Source organism: Exiguobacterium sp. AB2 (assembly GCF_000696055.1).
Lineage (GTDB): Bacteria > Bacillota > Bacilli > Exiguobacteriales > Exiguobacteriaceae > Exiguobacterium > Exiguobacterium alkaliphilum.
This window is the reverse complement of sequence record NZ_JNAA01000070.1, coordinates 1-15,701: the sequence shown is the minus strand read 5'-3', so window position 1 is coordinate 15,701 and position 15,701 is coordinate 1. Positions and strand designations below refer to the sequence as shown.

Below are 15,701 nucleotides of genomic sequence, written 5' to 3'. Positions count from 1 at the left end.
TGAAAAGGCTGGTCGGTTCATCAGTTGTTCGCAGCTTCTGTGGCTTCCGCCGCTTTTGTGCGGACCGTCTGCATCGCTTCTGTCCATGGGACGAGCTGGTCTAGCATATCGTTCACCGATTGAACTTGGACGTCTTTCGGTGCGAAGTGCGTCCCGTTCTCGAAGTCTGTGAAGAGCGAGAGCGCCGGGTGGACACGGACGTGGGCGATTAAGAGTTCGCTCAACACGCCGCGTAAATGTTCCGTCGCACGCGCGCCGCCGACCGAACCGTATGAGACGATTCCGGCTGCTTTGTTATGCCATTCGTCGCGTAAGTAATCGAGAGCGTTTTTGAGCGCGCCTGTGATCGAGTGGTTGTATTCTTGGACGATGAAAACGAAACCGTCCATCTCTGCGATTTTTTCAGACCAAGCGCCAGCACCTGTCGCGTCGCCGCCCGGCTCTCCGAGGAGCGGCAAGCTGTAGTCTGCGATATCGATGATTTCATAGTTCGCGTCACCGCGTTTGTCTGCGAGTTCTTTCACCCATTCTCCGACTTGCGGACTAACGCGTCCTTCACGAGTCGATCCGAGTACGATTCCAATGTTTAACATAGTAGTTCCTCCTTGTGAGTTGGTTGGTTCTTCTTGTTTACCAAATAAACGATTTAAAAAGCTCATTTCATTCCCTCATATTCTTTCTCAAACGTTTTTGTACTTCTGACCGTATCGATCGGTCGAACCATCGCTTCAATCTGTTCCCGTTTCGGTTCTAAGAACGGCGGGAGTGACAATTTTTCACCGACCGTCTCATACGGCTCATCGCCCATGAATCCTGGTCCGTCCGTTGCCCATTCGAACAGGATTTGTGGCGCGACCCGAGCATAAGACGATTCGAAGAAGAAGCGGTCGACATAGCCTGACGTCGGTAACCCGAACTGTTGTAATCGTGCTGTCCACTCATCGAGGACGCTTCGGTCATCGACACGGAAAGCAACGTGGTGCACAGTTCCGAACCCTTGGCGCGCGACTGGTGATGTCTCGTCATGGAGGACGACGACTTGCGCTCCGTTTCCACCCTCACCCCCTTCAAAGAGATGCGCATCGCCTTCTTGTCCGATTTCTTCGAACAACATGACTTGCTCCATCACTTGTTTGAAATACGTAAAGTCCGCGATGCGGATAAAGATTGGACCGAGGCCTGTAATCGCGTATTCGAGCGGGACCGGTCCGTTTTGCCACGGTTCCCCTGAGGCGACACCGCTGTTGAACTCATCTGAGATGAGTTGGTACGCCTGATCGTCAAAGTCGACGAATGCGAGCGTCTTTTTACCGAATTGCTCAGTGATGCCTTCATGCTTCACGCCGAGGCGGTCGAAGCGGCGCACCCAATACGTGAGGGCTTCATCGGTCGGGACGCGGAATGACGTCTTCGCGATTTCGTTCGTCCCGTGCACGCCTTTTGGGATCCCTGGAAAATCAAAGAACGTCATATCCGTTCCGGCACTCCCCTTATCGTCGGCGAAAAATAAGTGATACGTCTGGATGTCGTCTTGGTTGACCGTCTTTTTAACGAGACGCATTCCAAGGACGTTCGTAAAGAAGTCATAGTTCTTCTCGGCGCTACTCGTAATCGCCGTCACGTGGTGGATTCCTTTTACATGATTCATCGTAATCGCTCCTTCAAAATCTTGATTTCGAGATAATTAATTAAAATTTTTTGACGCTTCGGCGCGTTTGCCAATCGTCTTCAATTGAGTAATCGTGTCTGCTAAATCGAGTCCGTCGAACAGATCTTCCATCCGTTGTTCATGAGCTGGAAAGATGCGCGACATGAGGGCGTCACCTTCATCAGTTAGCGCCGCATACGTAACGCGCCGGTCGCTCGGACATGCTTTGCGAATCAAGTATCCTTTCGCTTCGAGCCGGTCGACGATGTACGTCATGCTCCCGCTCGTCAATAACACTTTTTTGCCGATCGTTTGAATCGGTTGATCGCCTTTATGATACAACAGTTCGAGCACCGAGAATTCGGTCGGGTTCAGCCCGTACTCGGCGACTTCGTGCTTGACCACGTCTTGAATCGATTGCGAGGCCCGAAGCAACACCGTGATGGCTTTTAACGTTTGCCGTTGTTCCATGTGTTCCCCTCCTCTGCTGAGAGAAAACAATACTTTAAAATTCATTATCTTTAATTCGAGATAAATATAACACGAGGAAAAGTGTCGGTCAATCCATTTGCCTGCAAAAAAACAGATGATGGAATGTCATCTGTTCACATACGGCGAATGACCGCCATCTCCCGCCCGAAGCGATTGCCTTCATCGACAAATCCCAAGCGTTCATATACTCGATGCACGCCCATGTTATCAGGATGATAGCCGACGACGATCGGTTCGGTGCCGAGTCGTCCCCCGTCGGTTATAGCAAGGAAATCGCGTTCGGTTCCATGTACGTCTGTTACGCGTCACTCAACGTGAGCTGACAACACGTATAGCAGTTTTGTTCTGTGATTGGTTGCAGTGTGATCATTCGGTTCTCCTTAGTCATACGTCTCGTCCAAGTTACGCGCGTAAAACGCGATGGCGCGACGATACCGTTTGATGCTGTCATCCGGATTCGGGTTTGCGAGCAGTTCGAGCAACGTGCCGGTCGCTTCACTGTGACGTCCGAGGTTGTAACGGGTCATCGCTTGGAACGCTTTGAGCGCCCCGATGTCCGGAAACTGTTCAATCGCTTTCGTGAACAACTCTTCGGCATCCTCGTAGCGGCCGAGCGCCCGGTACGTGCTGCCGAGCCCAATGTATGTCTCCCGTAGTTCGTCTCCGGCGAGGCCGAGCCGAATCGCTCGTTCATAATGCGGGACGGCTTGTCGCTCTTCCCCGAGCGCGTCGTAGCACCACGCACAGTGCGCGTGCAGGCGAGGATTCTTCTCGTCTTGGCGGAGCAACATGAGGAGCAACTGTTTGGCTCGTTCGAGCTCGCCATTCTCGCGGAGACGAATCGCTTCGTCGAGTCCTTTCTCCTCGACGCGGACCGGTACTTGTAAATCGCTCAAATCATCGAGCCACGTCTGAAGTTCCTCATAAAACCGGCCGACGTGCACCCCGTCGACGAGCGCATGGTGGGCTTGGACGGAGAGTGGGATCATCATCCGGTCTCCCGTTGTCGTAAATTTTCCCCAAGCGATGCGTGGGACGCTATCGTGCTGTTCATCGTTGATGGGATGACTGATACTTGTGAACGACACCCATGGCACACTTGTGATAAACAGCAAGTCATCCGACTCTTCGTCTCCGACGTAGACGTTTTGCTTCGCCTCTTCCATTCGCGTCGCAACGGTCTCCATAAACGCTGGGAATGACTCTTTAAACGAGACGGTACAAAAGTTGAACACATCCTCGTCCATCATGACGGTGAATGACGGATGGACGACGTTATGCTCGACGACGGTCTCTCCGCGCATGCGGTATCGGAACTCCGGAATCGCGTTCGCCGTCTTGACCACACCGTACAAAAACAGCTTGAAAAACGATTGTCCGGTCGTCTTCGCATGCGTATGTAATGTTGTGACGTCGAGCGTTGCCGTCACGTTAAAGTGCGGGGCGGCGAACGCCTTGAAAAACTCGTAGTGCTTCTTTCGTGGCCACGTATCGATGTCAATCTGTCTCATAGTTGATCCCCCTACAGTTTTCTTTCACTGTATCAAAGGAAGCCGCGTGTTCAAAGCATTTGCTTTAACGTCTCGTAATGCCCTTGTGCAAGGTCAAAGTAGACGAAGTCGCGGCGTTCGATGCGGTCGAGCGTCTGTTCGAAATCACGCCAGCCGCTGACGACGAGTTCCGGTGTCAATTCGCCCGTCAACCTCGCCTCCTCGAATTCATCTTCGTCTTTTCGGACGATGTCCCCGTTCGGGAAGACTAAAATGTCGAGCAACAAGTCGTCCATATAGGGAATTCCGTCCTCATAGCCAATCGCTTGGACGATATCAATGTACCATTGCACGATATGGCCTGCGTCATCAAACATGACCGTCACCCCGAACGGTTCGTTGTCCGGGAAATATTGAAGCCATGCATAACCCGCATCGGCCACGATGAATTCCTCTCCGTTATGTTGTTTATACTGTGGGGCCCGGACTGCATCGATTTGAAATAGGGCGACCGTCCCTGAGAAATGCTCGTCATGGACGTCCATCTGGGCATAGCGGTGTTCAAGAATCCGTTCCCAGTCACGTCGGTTGGCAAATTTTCGTTTTGGCATCATACTCGCTCCTTCATCGCTCGTTTGCTTTAACAGTTCGCCAAAATCCGACAGTTCCCTGTTCAGTCGTACAGATTCTGTTCAGTGAACCTGACCGCCTCACGCCTTACTACACCCCCAACGAAAACGTGTATAGGTTCTCATCCGTTTCCATCCATGCTACGCTTCTTCATAATAGGTAAAATTTGTATGGTTAAAGGGTGAGCAGCATGACACGTTTATTTATATTCGGGTTGGGCCTACTGTTACTCGCAGGCTGTACCGATCCAATCGAAAAGCCGGTCATTCCAGCGGATTCGAACGAACCTGGGCCAGAAATCATGAGCGAATGGACACGGGAGGACTTCAAGGACGTCTTCGACCAACACGAAGTCGCCGAAAAATTACTTGAAACCCTCGAGGCGAACGGACTCACGCCATATCGTGAGACGTTCGAACGGGTCGTCATTACTGGTAACGGCATCCACCACACTTATGCAGACGTCTATCCGTTCCAACTCGACGATGGAACGTACGCCACGGTGTATGAAGACGAGGACGGGTGGATTGCGAACGGGACGGAAGCGAATGCGCCGCTCTTTTGGCAAGAAACGTCGTTCTTACAGTTCGTCGAGGAAATCGAGAAACGGAAATATGGGACGAGCGCCCCACCGGAAGACGTCACGTTGACGCAAGATGCGTTTCAATCGATTTACGATCGTCACGCCTATACGTCCGCGCTCATCGTCGAGCTCGACGAATGGGGCGTATCAATCGCCCGCGAGCCGCTTGAGGATGTCATCATCGCCGGGGACGGCGTGACCGAAGTGACCGCGGATTTGATTGTATTTGAGGTCGAGAGCGGGTATGCCATCGTCTACGACCGAGACGGAGAAATCTTTAAAGGGCCCGAGTCCATCGCGCCACTGTTCTGGAACGAAACGGATTACAAACATCTGCTCGAGAAGAACGAATGAATCATCGAACGCTTATGATGACACTATGTTATACTTAAACGAATAAACGACCACTAGGGGAGCCTTCGGGCTGAGACGGCAAACGCCGGACCCTTTGAACCTGATCTGGCTCATACCAGCGTAGGGAAGTGGCATGGGATTCGTCTGTTCCACGCCACTTTTCCTTTTGGAGAAGTGGCGTTTTCATTTTGAAAGGAGACTCATTTATGCGTATTCAACAACTCACTTGGATGGCCATGCTCGTCGCCATCGCGATTATCGGCTCACTGTTCATCTCGATTCCGACCGGAGTCGCCCGGGCTTTCCCGATCCAACATATGGTGAACGTCATCGCGGCTGTTACCGTCGGCCCGCTCGGTGCCGTCCTCGTCGCCTTTGTGACCGGACTCGTACGGGTCATGACCGGTACCGGCTCCCTACTCGCGTTTCCTGGCGGCATGATTGGTGCACTTCTCGCCGGAATCTTCTATATGAAGACGAACCGCGTCGCCTTCGCCGCAATCGGTGAAGTGATCGGCACAGGGGTCATCGCCTCACTCATCGCCGTGCCTTACGCGAAAATCTTGATGGGGTCTGAGTTCGGCGCGTTCTTCTTTTTCCCGGCCTTTCTCGCTTCGAGTGTGACCGGCGCCTTACTCGGCTGGATTGTGCTCGCTCGCGTTAAGCAATTGCGTCCTGCTCTCAAACAATAATTGAGTCATTTGGCCTCTGCCTTTTATCCGAACAAATGGTAAAATAAGGTTATCTCGTTTAGAAGGAGTAACTACCTTGACTCGATTACAATTCGCGATGATTGGAGCGACCGCTCTTGTGATCACCGCCCTTTTATTTACATTGGAGCGCATCGCAGCGTATACGCGTTGGCACGCCTTGGTCGCGACAGGCGTCTGGCCAGAGGAACCGACCGTCATGGATCTGTTGACGCAAAATGGGTTCATTCCGCTCTTTGGCTTCATCGCCATCCTTTGTTTTTTCATGGCCGGGAATTCGGTTAAAGCGACCACAACGAAAACAGGGACGACCGCCTCATAACGGTTGTCCCTGTTTGACGTGATACACCCAAATCGCTTCTCCGTTCCATTCGTCGATGCGGCCGCTATCGACGAATCCACCTCGCTGATAAAACCGCTTCGCCGGTTCATTTGCCGCGTGTAAACTGAGGACGATGTCATCCACGTCGAATCGGTCTTGAATGAAGATGAGCGCCAACTGTAGAAAGCGAGCTCCGAGCCCCTTTCCCTGTTCACGCGCGTCTATCATAAAACGGTCAAGCCAAACGTAGCGATCGATGTTATTCTCCGCGCCAATCATGATGAAGCCGACTGGTCGTTCGTCAAGGCAAAGCGCGTAGCACGTCCAGGCGTATTTGACGTCGACTTCCATCTCGCGGAGTGATTCCGCATTCGTTTCGATGAAGCGAGACTGGTCCGTAGCAACCGTTAAGCCGATGACGGCTTCCCGGTTCGTGTCATCAATCGGTTGAATCGTCAACACATCGGTATCCATCCTTTCACCTCCCCGTGTCCTATACGCCCCTTACCCAAGAAAAGTTCCGTTATCTATAGCGATTCGCTAAACTAAAAGAAAGGAGGGATACGATGAAACAAATTCACCATCTCTGTATCCAAACGCCCGACTATGAAGCGTCGAAACAATTTTACGAAGCGCTCGGCTTCGAACTCGTTCAGGAATCGTCTGACTTTCACACACGGGCGTTTAACAGCTGGTTCAAGCTCGGCGATTTTTATATCGAACTCCAGACGGCAAAGCAAGACGAGACGTTAACCGCTTATTCGAAACATGTGGCCGGTCCCGTCCATTTTGCTTTGTACGTAGACGACCTCGAAGCAGAAGTGAGACGGCTCGAAGCGCTCGGGGTGCCGTTCTTACCGAAACAGGGCGGCAACATCTATTTCGTCGTCGACGGCTATCTAAGTAAATTAAAAGCTCCGGAAGGCACCATCATTGAACTTCGGGACACGTTTTTAATCAAGTGAGGCTTTCCGCCTCGCTTTTTTTGTACACCTCGATGTTTTTGCCCACTTGAAAACAGGAACACTTAACCAACTTGGTTTTTGGAGGCGCTTTATGAAATATCTCGATTATTGGACCTACTTGCTTCTCTCGCTCCTGAAGCTTTATTTATTTAGCGCGCTGACGACGAGTGCATTCACATTTCACTTCTTTCTCGTTAACGTCGGTCTGATTCTCATGATGACGAGCTGGGCGTTACTCGTTCGACCGAACGTTCGCAGATGGATCCTCCTTGCCTCGCTATTTTTACATAGCACCCTGCTCATCTCGGACGCTTGGTATTACCGCTATTTCGGAAACGTCTTGTCGGTCGCGCTCTTGTCAGATGCCGGCCAGATGGGTGACGTCGGCGGTGGGTTCTTGACGTTGATTCAGGCGACCGATTTCCTCATTTTCGCCGACTTACTCGTTTTCGGGGCACTCGTGATGTATCAAAAGCGTCACCCGATTCGTGAGACGAGAGGGCTGCGGATGGCCGGGATCGGCTTTTTGGCCGGAGTCGTGCTGTATAGCGTCCCACTTTACGTCAATTATCCACCGGACGACCGGACGACCATCTCGAACATGCGTGAGTACTATAAATACGGATTTTGGGGTTATCACGGCTTAGACGCGGCGCGTGGCATCCGTGACGGAGCCGGACTCGGGAAGTCGTTGACTGACGTCGACCAATCCAACGTCGCCGCCTTGTCTCCCGCGACCGTGAGCGCCTCGTCCGATACGAACGTCATCGTCGTCCAACTCGAGTCGTTTCAGGCGTCCGTGATTGGCCAAGTCATCAACGGTCAAGACGTGACACCGAGTTTGAACGCGCTCCGCGACGAGATGCTTTATTTCCCGAACGTCTATCAGCAGACACATGAGGGCCGGACATCGGATGCGGAGTTCACCGTCAACACGTCGCTCTACCCGGTCAAGTCGGGATCTGTCTACACCCAGTACGCCGACCACACGTTCGACGCCTTGCCTAAACGATTGAAAGCGGCCGGTTACGACACGGCGGCGATGCATGCGTTTGATAAGACGTTCTGGAATCGGGACAACTTTTACGACAACATCGGTTTCAATCACTTCTTCTCCGCAGAGGATTACCCAGACGGTGAAGTGATCGGCATGGCGCTCAACGACCAAGACTTCTTGACCGAGTCCGTCCGTTTCATGGAGACGCTCGAGCAGCCATTCTATTCGTTCGTCGTCGCCTTGACGAGCCATACGCCGTATGACATCCCGGACCGCGAGAAACGGCTCGACTTGTCCGGCTATGACGACCCGCTCCTCCAAAACTATTATCACACCGTCCACTATGTCGATACGGCCGTCGGGTCGATGGTCGACGCGTTGAAGGCGAACGGCATGTGGGAGGACACGCTCGTTGTGTTTTACGGCGACCACGACAACGGGTTGACCGCCCCCGGCGACGAGATGGCCGAGAAAGAAGGGGCCATATCCGTCACCGAGGTCTTTACGCTCGACCGGGCAGTACCGCTCTATATCAAACCAGCCGGGCTCGCGCATGGCGAGGTGATGCAAGCGAGCGGCGGTCAACTCGACTTCGCCCCGACCATCCTCGAGTTGCTCGGGATGACGCCCGGCTATATGCTCGGAAGTTCGCTTCTCGATGACGAGCCCAACTTGACCGTGTTCCGAAACGGCTCGTTCCGTTACGACGATGTCTACTTCGACCCGGATTTGACGAAGCCGTTCGGGGCCGGCACGTGTTATGCAATCGATTCAGGAGACCCGCTCCCGTTCGACGCCTGCGCGCCGTATATTGACGAAGCGGCCGACCAGTTACGCCTTTCCGACATCATCGTCGAAAAAGACGCCTTATCCGCCCTTACACAAACCGACAAACAAGCCGCCCCGGACTAATCGGGACGGCTTGTTTTTAGTAGACTTTCCGGAGCGTCGCCACATCGATCTTTTTCATCGGCAAGAACGCCTCGGTCACGCGCGCCAACTGCTCCTTTGTTCCGGTCATCAACATCTCTTCCATCTCCCACGGCACGATTTGCCAGGAGACACCATACCGGTCTTGGAGCCAGCCGCACTGTTCCGCTTCCGGGACGGCCGACAGTTTGGCCCAGTACTCGTCAATCTCGGCTTGCGTCTCACAAAACGCGATCAGCGACTGCATCTCATTGAACGCGAACTGATGGTCCTCCGCGCTATCCATGGCGACGAACTCGCGTCCGGACAAGACGAAGCGGGCGTAATTGAGCTTCCCTTCCAACTCGGGACCGTCCGTCGCCTCGTAACGAATCAGATGGTCTTCGAGCACGTACGAATCTGGGAAGATGGAAATCCAGTCGTTCATGCCCACCTCAGCGCGGCCGAAGACGTCCCCGACGAACAAAAAGCACGGGGTCACGGTCTGGATGTCCATCCCGCCACTATGCATGATTTGCCAGGAGACACCGTACTTGTCTTTCAACCAGCCGTAGCGCTCGCTGAAGTCATACGTGTCGAGCGGCATGAGCACCTCTGCCCCCTCCATAAGCTCGTTCCACAGCGTCTCGACTTCTTCCGACGTCGGGAACGTGACCATGTACGAGATGGACGGGTTGCGTTCCTTCAACGGACCCGCCCCGAGCAGTTGAAAGAACTGTCCCGCCAGCGAGACGGTCACAACCGTCGTCTCCCCGGAAGGTGTATCCGTCAGTTTCGTCGTATAGTCGACGAATGAATCCGGGAACTTCGACACATACCACTCCGCAATCGCCTCGACGTCACCTTCAAACCAAATGCACGGGATAATCGGTTGCGTAATCATTAGATGTTCTCCTTTCAGATTTCACGAAGTCGATACACATCACGGACGGCGAGCAGCGTCTCAGCTTGTTTTCGGTACGCTTGATAATGGTCGGAGTTGATATGTGCGTCGAGTGCCGCCTCGTCCCGATACGTCTCATAGAACACGAACGTGCCTGGTTCATCGATTGACTCATGGAGCACATACGTTAAACATCCTTCTTCTTGTCTCGACGGCGGGATGACCTCATCGAGCACTTGCCGTAACGCTTCTTCTTTCCCTGGATGTGCCTTTAATATCGCGGTGATTGTGATTTCCATAGCTGTTTCCTCCTCATTATGAAATGCAATCTCATCTTATACCACGTTCCCGAATCGCGCTGAATGTATACGCTAAAGCGGACACCTCACACGTGAGATGTCCGCTCGGTTCACTCGTCTTTCTTTTTAGGTTTGAACGGCCACCACACCCCGTCACCGAATGAGACGGTGATGGCCGGGATGAGTAACGGCAACACGATCAACCCGTATAGCAACAGCCCGGTGATGACGATTGTCGCGATTTGGACAAGACTGAGCACACCTGACGGGATCATCGCCCCGAACGTGCCCGCGAGGATGACGGCGGCGGTCATGATCACCGTCCCCATCTTCGTCATCGAGTGGACGAGTGCGTCACGTACTGTCATGCCATTCAACGATTCTTCGCGGAACCGGTCGAGGAGGAAAATCGAATAGTCGATGCCAAGTGCGATCAACATGACGAATCCGAAGAACGGAACGGCCCAACTGATCCCGTCGTAACCGAGTCCTTCCACGAAGATGAGCTCCGTGATGGCCGCTGACGTGTAGTACGTCAATAACAGAGACCCAATCATATAAAGCGGCATGATCATGGAACGGAAGAGCATCGCCATGACGACAAAGAGTGTCACGAGCATGATCACGACTGTGCGATTGAAGTCGTTCGTCGATGTCGTGTTCAAGTCACTGTTGATGCTTGAAATGCCGGCATAGCCAATCGTAGCCGCTTCAAACGGGGTATCCGTCACGACACGGTCCATCGTCGCTTTCACCGTTTCGACCGTGTCGATTGCTTCTGGTGAGTACGGATCCATGTCGAGTACGACCTCGAGTTGCGTCGCGGTCCCGTCATCGAACACGTAACGGTCGACCGCCGGTGCGAACGCATCTGACGTCAATGTCCCTTCCGGTAAATAGACGCCCGTGTCGCGTAAACTATCCGCCTCACTAAGTGCCGATAAGAAAGACACGGCCTCCCCTAATCCCGCTTCAATTTGGGACAAGCCAGCGTTGGCTTCACCGACTCCGGTGGCGAGCTGAGACAGTCCGGTCCCAAGTTCCCCAGCTTGCGCACCTTGTGCCGTTAAGGCCGAGGCGGCCTCATTAATCCCGGCCTCGATTTGTCCGAGCCCGACAGACACTTGGCCGAGACCAGCTACCGTCGCTGGAATGTTTTGTGTGACCGTCAAGCCTTGTCCGATAAGACCGAGCTGTGCGTTCAATTGACCCAGCCCTGCCGCTGCCTCCGCGAGTGGCGCCCCCGCGTTCGAGGCTCCAGCTGGCAGCTGAGCGACGACGGCGTCTATACCGGTTTGTACTTGTGCGAGGCCATCTTGGACGTCACCGAGACCAGTCTCCGCTTCCGCCAGTCCTTCACTTACTTGTTCAAGCTGGGTATCGACGTAGAAGTCATCGATGACGTCACCGGTCGGACGCGTCACCGAACGGACGCCGCTCACTCCATCGATTTTTTCAAGTTCACTCGAGAACTTCTCGATGTATGGGATTTCCGCTTCAGAGAGCGCGTCAGCTTGTTTCAAAATGACTTGAACCGGAAGTGACTCGCCTTTTCCAAACCCTTCTGAAATTAAATTGAGCCCTTTGACCGAGTCATAGTCATCTCCAATCTCATCGACTGTATTGAATGACCGAGCGTCATCGTACGTGAACAAGACGGGCACGGTGATTGCCGCGACGACGAGAATCGAGATGAACGGACGGTTGACCGATAGCCGACTAAAGGTGGCCCAAAGACGACTGTCGTGATGTTCGCCCGCTTTCTTTGATGGCCAAAACAAGCGATGTTTGAGCGTTGCCATAAAGAACGGGACGACGGTGAACAAAATAAGGAGTAAGACCGCAATCCCGACGGCGACCGCGACGGCCGATTTAAAGATCGGGAAATCGGCAAAACCGATCGAGGCGAAACCGACGAACACGGCGAGCCCGCTAATGAGAACCGTTCGACCGGCCGTCTTATACGTGTTGACGATCGCGTCTTCGATCGTGTGACCGGCGCCGAGTTCTTCCTTATATCGACTGAGAAGCAAAATACAATAGTCTGTCCCGATCCCGAACAGAATCGCCACGAGGAAAATCTGCGTGTAGTTCGAGACGGGGAAGCCGAACCAATCGACGAAGAAGGCGACGAACGATTGACTGAGAAGATACGTAAAACCGACCGCGATGAGCGGGATGAACGGTGTCACAATCGATCGGAAGACGAGGAGGAGCAAGCTGAAAATCAAGACGACGGTGATGATTTCCGTTTTCTTCAAGCCTTCCTGCGCACTCAAGTTTACATCGTTATTGATAATCTCTTCTCCAGTGATGTACACCGTTTCGTCTTCAGGTAAGACGTTCGCCCGTACATCGTCCGAGAAGGCGTTGATGGCCTCGCTCGAACCTTCGACCGTGATTGGGACGAGCACGATACGCGCATCTTCTGAAACGAGCTGTGCTTCGGTCTCTTCATTCTCGAACGGGTCGAGGACGTCCTTGACGACATCGTCGCGCGTTTCGATTTCACGGATGACCCGGGAAATATCAGCCCGTTCGGCCTCGCCGAGCGAATCGAACTCGTAGACGAGTGAAATCGTTTTGTCACTCTTCCCGGCAGCGGTCAAGATGTCTTGGGCCCGTTGCGAGTCCATGTCTTCAGCGAGTTGGAAGCTTCCGGCCTGTTCGGCCTGCTTTGTTAAGTTAGGTGCCGCGATGAACAAGCCGGCTGTTAAGACGATGAGACCGATCAAGATCCCCCACCGCCATTGAATGATTTTACGCAATGCTTATTCCTCCCCAATCCGAAGCAGCTGTTTGATTTTCCGGAACGTCCGGACGAACTGTTCGATTTCTGCCTCGTCAATCTTTCCGTCGAGTAACGATTCGACGTAACGGTACACGGCCGCATCGGCCGCTTCGACGATATGACGACCGGCCTCCGTCAATTCAATCAACCGCTCGCGTTGGTCTTGACCGCGTCGACTGACGACAAGATCTTTGTCGACGAGTTTTTTTAAGCGGTTCGAAACGGCGCTTTTATGCACCCCTTGCTTCTCTGCCAACTGTCCGGCTTGAATCGGCCCGAATTGTTCGAGCAACTTCAACAACTGCAGCTGTTCGCGTGAATATTCGCGCCAGACGTCGCCTTCCATCGCATCGATGACGTGTTCGGCACCTTGAAACATGACTTCTTCAAATAATTGAACGGCTTCCCGCATCAATTCTTTCATCTTTGGTTTACCCCCTAAACTATATTCATCTAGTTTATGCCCTAAACTAACAGTAGTCAATAAAAACGACCGATGCAGTCGTTGCTCATCGGTCGAGTGTATATACGTATGTATAGAACGTGAGCAGTTGTCCTGACCATTCAATCTGTTTTTCCGCGCCCTCACGGATGAATCCGACACGTCTTAACACGTGCTGAGAGGCCACATTGTCGTTCGTCGTCTCGGCAATGAAGCGCCTGAACCGTGGTAACTTAAACGTCAGCCATTGCCGTAAAGCCTCCGTGGCATACCCGCGTCCCACATAAGCCGCCCCGATTCGATAGCCGACTTCCCCGGTCTCAGCATCAGTGTGATGAACGTTCAGGCGTCCGACGATTGTGTCATCCTTCCAAATCAAGTAATAATAGCCCTCACCGTTCGCCTGTTCGGCCAAAAGGCGCTCGAGTGACTGACGAAACGACTCCGGCTCATAGTAGGCGTTGCCTCGGCTCGGGACCGAACGCTCAAAATACGCACGGTTTTCACACTCGAACGCGTACAAGCAGGCTTCGTTCTGGCGGCATAACGGCTTTACGCTCAGCCGATCCATGTGACGAGCGCCCCGTTCTCGTCAGCCGCTTGTTTGAAGACACGCTTCAACTCATCGAACTGTTCGAATAAATACTGTTTCTCTTCCAGCCCCCATTCGCTCTCAAACGGATACAGTTGCTGCTCGTTCATCGTCGTAACGTCATAGCGCGCTTCAAGCGCATCGAGTTTGATGTACTGAAGCCGTGCGGACAAGTCCGCCACTTCTTCCGGCGTCAAATAAGCGATTCCCGCCTCTTCGTCCAAGACGTCGCCTCCAAACACCACTTTCCCGAGCGAATGGCGGTCAATGTCGTCCAAGTCCGTCTCCCCGGTCAACAAGAAATAAAGCCCGTGCCACGCCTTATCGATATCGCTCTGCCGATCCTCGTCCTCTACGAGCTCCTCGAAGCCATCCGGTTCGTGAAGCAGCCCTGTCAACTCTTCGGCCGATACACGCATGTATGCGCCAACCATCCCCATGTCTGATTCCCCTCTCCAATTCGTATGTCTGACTATTCGGCATAGACATGAAAAAAACCTTCCGAAGAAGGTTTAACACATCGCCTCCGCAACGCGGATTCCAGAGACGTACGCGCTCTCGAACCGTGTCCGGCCCGAGGCGTCGTTCGCTTCTAAAAAGACGTCACCGGCCAAATAGATTGGGTAATGCTCAAGTTTATGGAACGACTCGTTCCAGACGTCGGTCGCCTGCGCATAGCGCCACCGCTTCAACTGGCTCGATTGAATCACGGCCGATCCCGTCACCGTTTGCAACAAGCGCTCAATCTCACAAAGCGTGTCTTCGTCCGGCCGCTCATACCATTCCTCGCTCCAAGACTCGTCCATATAGACGCTGACGAGTTCGGTCGCCGAGACGCCTTTTTGGCGGTTGTTGACGATTTTCAGCATCCCCGGCGCCAAATCCGTATCGAGAATTCCGTCCGGACCGATGGTGACACCGCTCTCGAATTCGAACAATCCGACGAACGTCGGGGCGTAAGTCAATCCACGTAACGCCGCATCGACCGGAAAATCCGCGAGCAAGTCGAGCGTCTGCGGGAGCGGCGACGTGATGATTAGACGGTCGTATTGCCGCGCTGTCACATCCGTCCGGACGTGGACCTGACCAGCTCCTGTCGTGACCGTCTCGGCCCGCTCGTTCAAATGGAACGTCAACCCTTCGGCCAACCGTTTGGCCAAGGCGTTCATCCCACCGGCGGCGACGTAGCGTGGATACGGATCGGCGTACCAGACGTTCACCCAACCTTTCATCTGCCAGTCAGCGACATCTTGTTTGAGTTCTTCCCCGCGTACGGTGAAATAGACCGCCCCGTGATCGGCTTTCCCTTCCCCGATTCGTCTTGTCGCCAAACGTCCCCCGACACTCCGGCTCTTTTCAATCAGTTCCACTGTATGACCGTGGCGGGTGAGGTCGCGTGCTGCGACAATCCCGCTCAATCCCGCTCCGATAATGCCGATGTTCATGTCCATTCCCCCTTCTGTCACGAAGATTGTATCACGTGAGCGGCAGCTACGTCGGGCTCACGTATGCTTTTCCACTGCGCGTCATACTCGCGGCGCGCGTCTTCATACATGACGGCGAAGCGGCTGAC

The 15,701-nt window shown here is 53.5% G+C and carries 18 protein-coding genes and 1 riboswitch; of the genes, 5 read left to right on the top strand and 13 right to left on the bottom strand.

Going from position 1 to position 15,701, the window contains the following annotated elements; genetic code table 11:
- Window positions 1-20: 20 nt before the first annotated feature.
- From DI14_RS09960 to DI14_RS09940, 5 genes are all read right to left on the bottom strand, one after another.
- Window positions 21-659 (bottom strand): NADPH-dependent FMN reductase, encoded by a 639-nt coding sequence (locus DI14_RS09960; protein WP_034808111.1) that lies wholly within the window; start codon window positions 657-659, stop codon window positions 21-23.
- The gene (locus tag DI14_RS09955; protein ID WP_034808109.1) at window positions 656-1,648 is read right to left on the bottom strand and encodes a ring-cleaving dioxygenase; all 993 of its coding nucleotides are present in this window, start codon (window positions 1,646-1,648) and stop codon (window positions 656-658) included. The genes DI14_RS09960 and DI14_RS09955 overlap by 4 nt, the downstream gene beginning before the upstream one ends.
- Window positions 1,649-1,684: 36 nt before the next feature.
- Complete coding sequence (locus DI14_RS09950) at window positions 1,685-2,119, bottom strand: MarR family winged helix-turn-helix transcriptional regulator (protein ID WP_034808107.1); 435 nt, start codon at window positions 2,117-2,119, stop codon at window positions 1,685-1,687.
- A gap of 401 nt (window positions 2,120-2,520) precedes the next feature.
- Complete coding sequence (locus DI14_RS09945; RefSeq protein ID WP_034808104.1) at window positions 2,521-3,651, bottom strand: chloramphenicol acetyltransferase CAT; 1,131 nt, start codon at window positions 3,649-3,651, stop codon at window positions 2,521-2,523.
- 50 nt (window positions 3,652-3,701) lie between these two features.
- On the bottom strand, window positions 3,702-4,241 hold the full coding sequence (locus DI14_RS09940) for a DUF402 domain-containing protein (RefSeq protein ID WP_034808101.1): 540 nt from the start codon (window positions 4,239-4,241) through the stop codon (window positions 3,702-3,704).
- 209 nt (window positions 4,242-4,450) lie between these two features.
- Here DI14_RS09940 and DI14_RS09935 point away from each other — a divergent pair, with 209 nt between their 5' ends.
- The 3 genes from DI14_RS09935 (at window position 4,451) to DI14_RS09925 (ending at window position 6,229) form a co-directional block, all read left to right on the top strand.
- Complete coding sequence (locus tag DI14_RS09935) at window positions 4,451-5,197, top strand: hypothetical protein (protein WP_034808100.1); 747 nt, start codon at window positions 4,451-4,453, stop codon at window positions 5,195-5,197.
- A 45-nt stretch (window positions 5,198-5,242) separates the two neighbouring features.
- A riboswitch (TPP riboswitch) is annotated at window positions 5,243-5,341 on the top strand.
- Window positions 5,342-5,403: 62 nt separating this feature from the next.
- Window positions 5,404-5,889, top strand: coding sequence for an energy coupling factor transporter S component ThiW (thiW, locus tag DI14_RS09930; protein WP_034808099.1), 486 nt, complete (start codon window positions 5,404-5,406; stop codon window positions 5,887-5,889).
- A 76-nt stretch (window positions 5,890-5,965) separates the two neighbouring features.
- Complete coding sequence (locus tag DI14_RS09925; protein WP_034808098.1) at window positions 5,966-6,229, top strand: hypothetical protein; 264 nt, start codon at window positions 5,966-5,968, stop codon at window positions 6,227-6,229.
- Here DI14_RS09925 and DI14_RS09920 read toward each other — a convergent pair.
- The gene (locus DI14_RS09920; RefSeq protein ID WP_051622679.1) at window positions 6,224-6,703 is read right to left on the bottom strand and encodes a GNAT family N-acetyltransferase; all 480 of its coding nucleotides are present in this window, start codon (window positions 6,701-6,703) and stop codon (window positions 6,224-6,226) included. The two genes, DI14_RS09925 and DI14_RS09920, sit on opposite strands and share 6 nt — an antisense overlap.
- Window positions 6,704-6,795: 92 nt before the next feature.
- Here DI14_RS09920 and DI14_RS09915 point away from each other — a divergent pair, with 92 nt between their 5' ends.
- Together DI14_RS09915 and DI14_RS09910 are read left to right on the top strand one after the other, a co-directional pair.
- Window positions 6,796-7,194 (top strand): VOC family protein, encoded by a 399-nt coding sequence (locus DI14_RS09915; RefSeq protein WP_034808097.1) that lies wholly within the window; start codon window positions 6,796-6,798, stop codon window positions 7,192-7,194.
- Between the two features lie 91 nt (window positions 7,195-7,285).
- A complete protein-coding gene (locus tag DI14_RS09910; protein ID WP_034808096.1) occupies window positions 7,286-9,103 on the top strand; it encodes an LTA synthase family protein in 1,818 nt (605 codons plus the stop codon).
- Window positions 9,104-9,119: 16 nt separating this feature from the next.
- On the opposite strand, the gene DI14_RS09905 is transcribed toward DI14_RS09910, so the two are convergent.
- From DI14_RS09905 to DI14_RS09875, 7 genes are all read right to left on the bottom strand, one after another.
- Entirely contained in the window at window positions 9,120-10,004 is an 885-nt protein-coding gene (locus tag DI14_RS09905; RefSeq protein ID WP_034808095.1) for a VOC family protein, read from the bottom strand.
- 14 nt (window positions 10,005-10,018) lie between these two features.
- Window positions 10,019-10,303 (bottom strand): putative quinol monooxygenase, encoded by a 285-nt coding sequence (locus DI14_RS09900; protein ID WP_034808093.1) that lies wholly within the window; start codon window positions 10,301-10,303, stop codon window positions 10,019-10,021.
- 110 nt (window positions 10,304-10,413) lie between these two features.
- Entirely contained in the window at window positions 10,414-13,071 is a 2,658-nt protein-coding gene (locus tag DI14_RS09895) for an MMPL family transporter (RefSeq protein ID WP_034808091.1), read from the bottom strand.
- A gap of 3 nt (window positions 13,072-13,074) precedes the next feature.
- On the bottom strand, window positions 13,075-13,518 hold the full coding sequence (locus tag DI14_RS09890; protein WP_034808089.1) for a MarR family winged helix-turn-helix transcriptional regulator: 444 nt from the start codon (window positions 13,516-13,518) through the stop codon (window positions 13,075-13,077).
- An 85-nt stretch (window positions 13,519-13,603) separates the two neighbouring features.
- Complete coding sequence (locus DI14_RS09885) at window positions 13,604-14,107, bottom strand: GNAT family N-acetyltransferase (RefSeq protein ID WP_029334061.1); 504 nt, start codon at window positions 14,105-14,107, stop codon at window positions 13,604-13,606.
- A complete protein-coding gene (locus DI14_RS15075; protein WP_051622678.1) occupies window positions 14,095-14,568 on the bottom strand; it encodes a YfbM family protein in 474 nt (157 codons plus the stop codon). The genes DI14_RS09885 and DI14_RS15075 overlap by 13 nt, the downstream gene beginning before the upstream one ends.
- Window positions 14,569-14,640: 72 nt before the next feature.
- Window positions 14,641-15,573, bottom strand: a complete 933-nt coding sequence (locus tag DI14_RS09875; RefSeq protein ID WP_235193440.1) for an NAD(P)/FAD-dependent oxidoreductase — start codon at window positions 15,571-15,573, stop codon at window positions 14,641-14,643.
- Window positions 15,574-15,701: the final 128 nt, after the last annotated feature.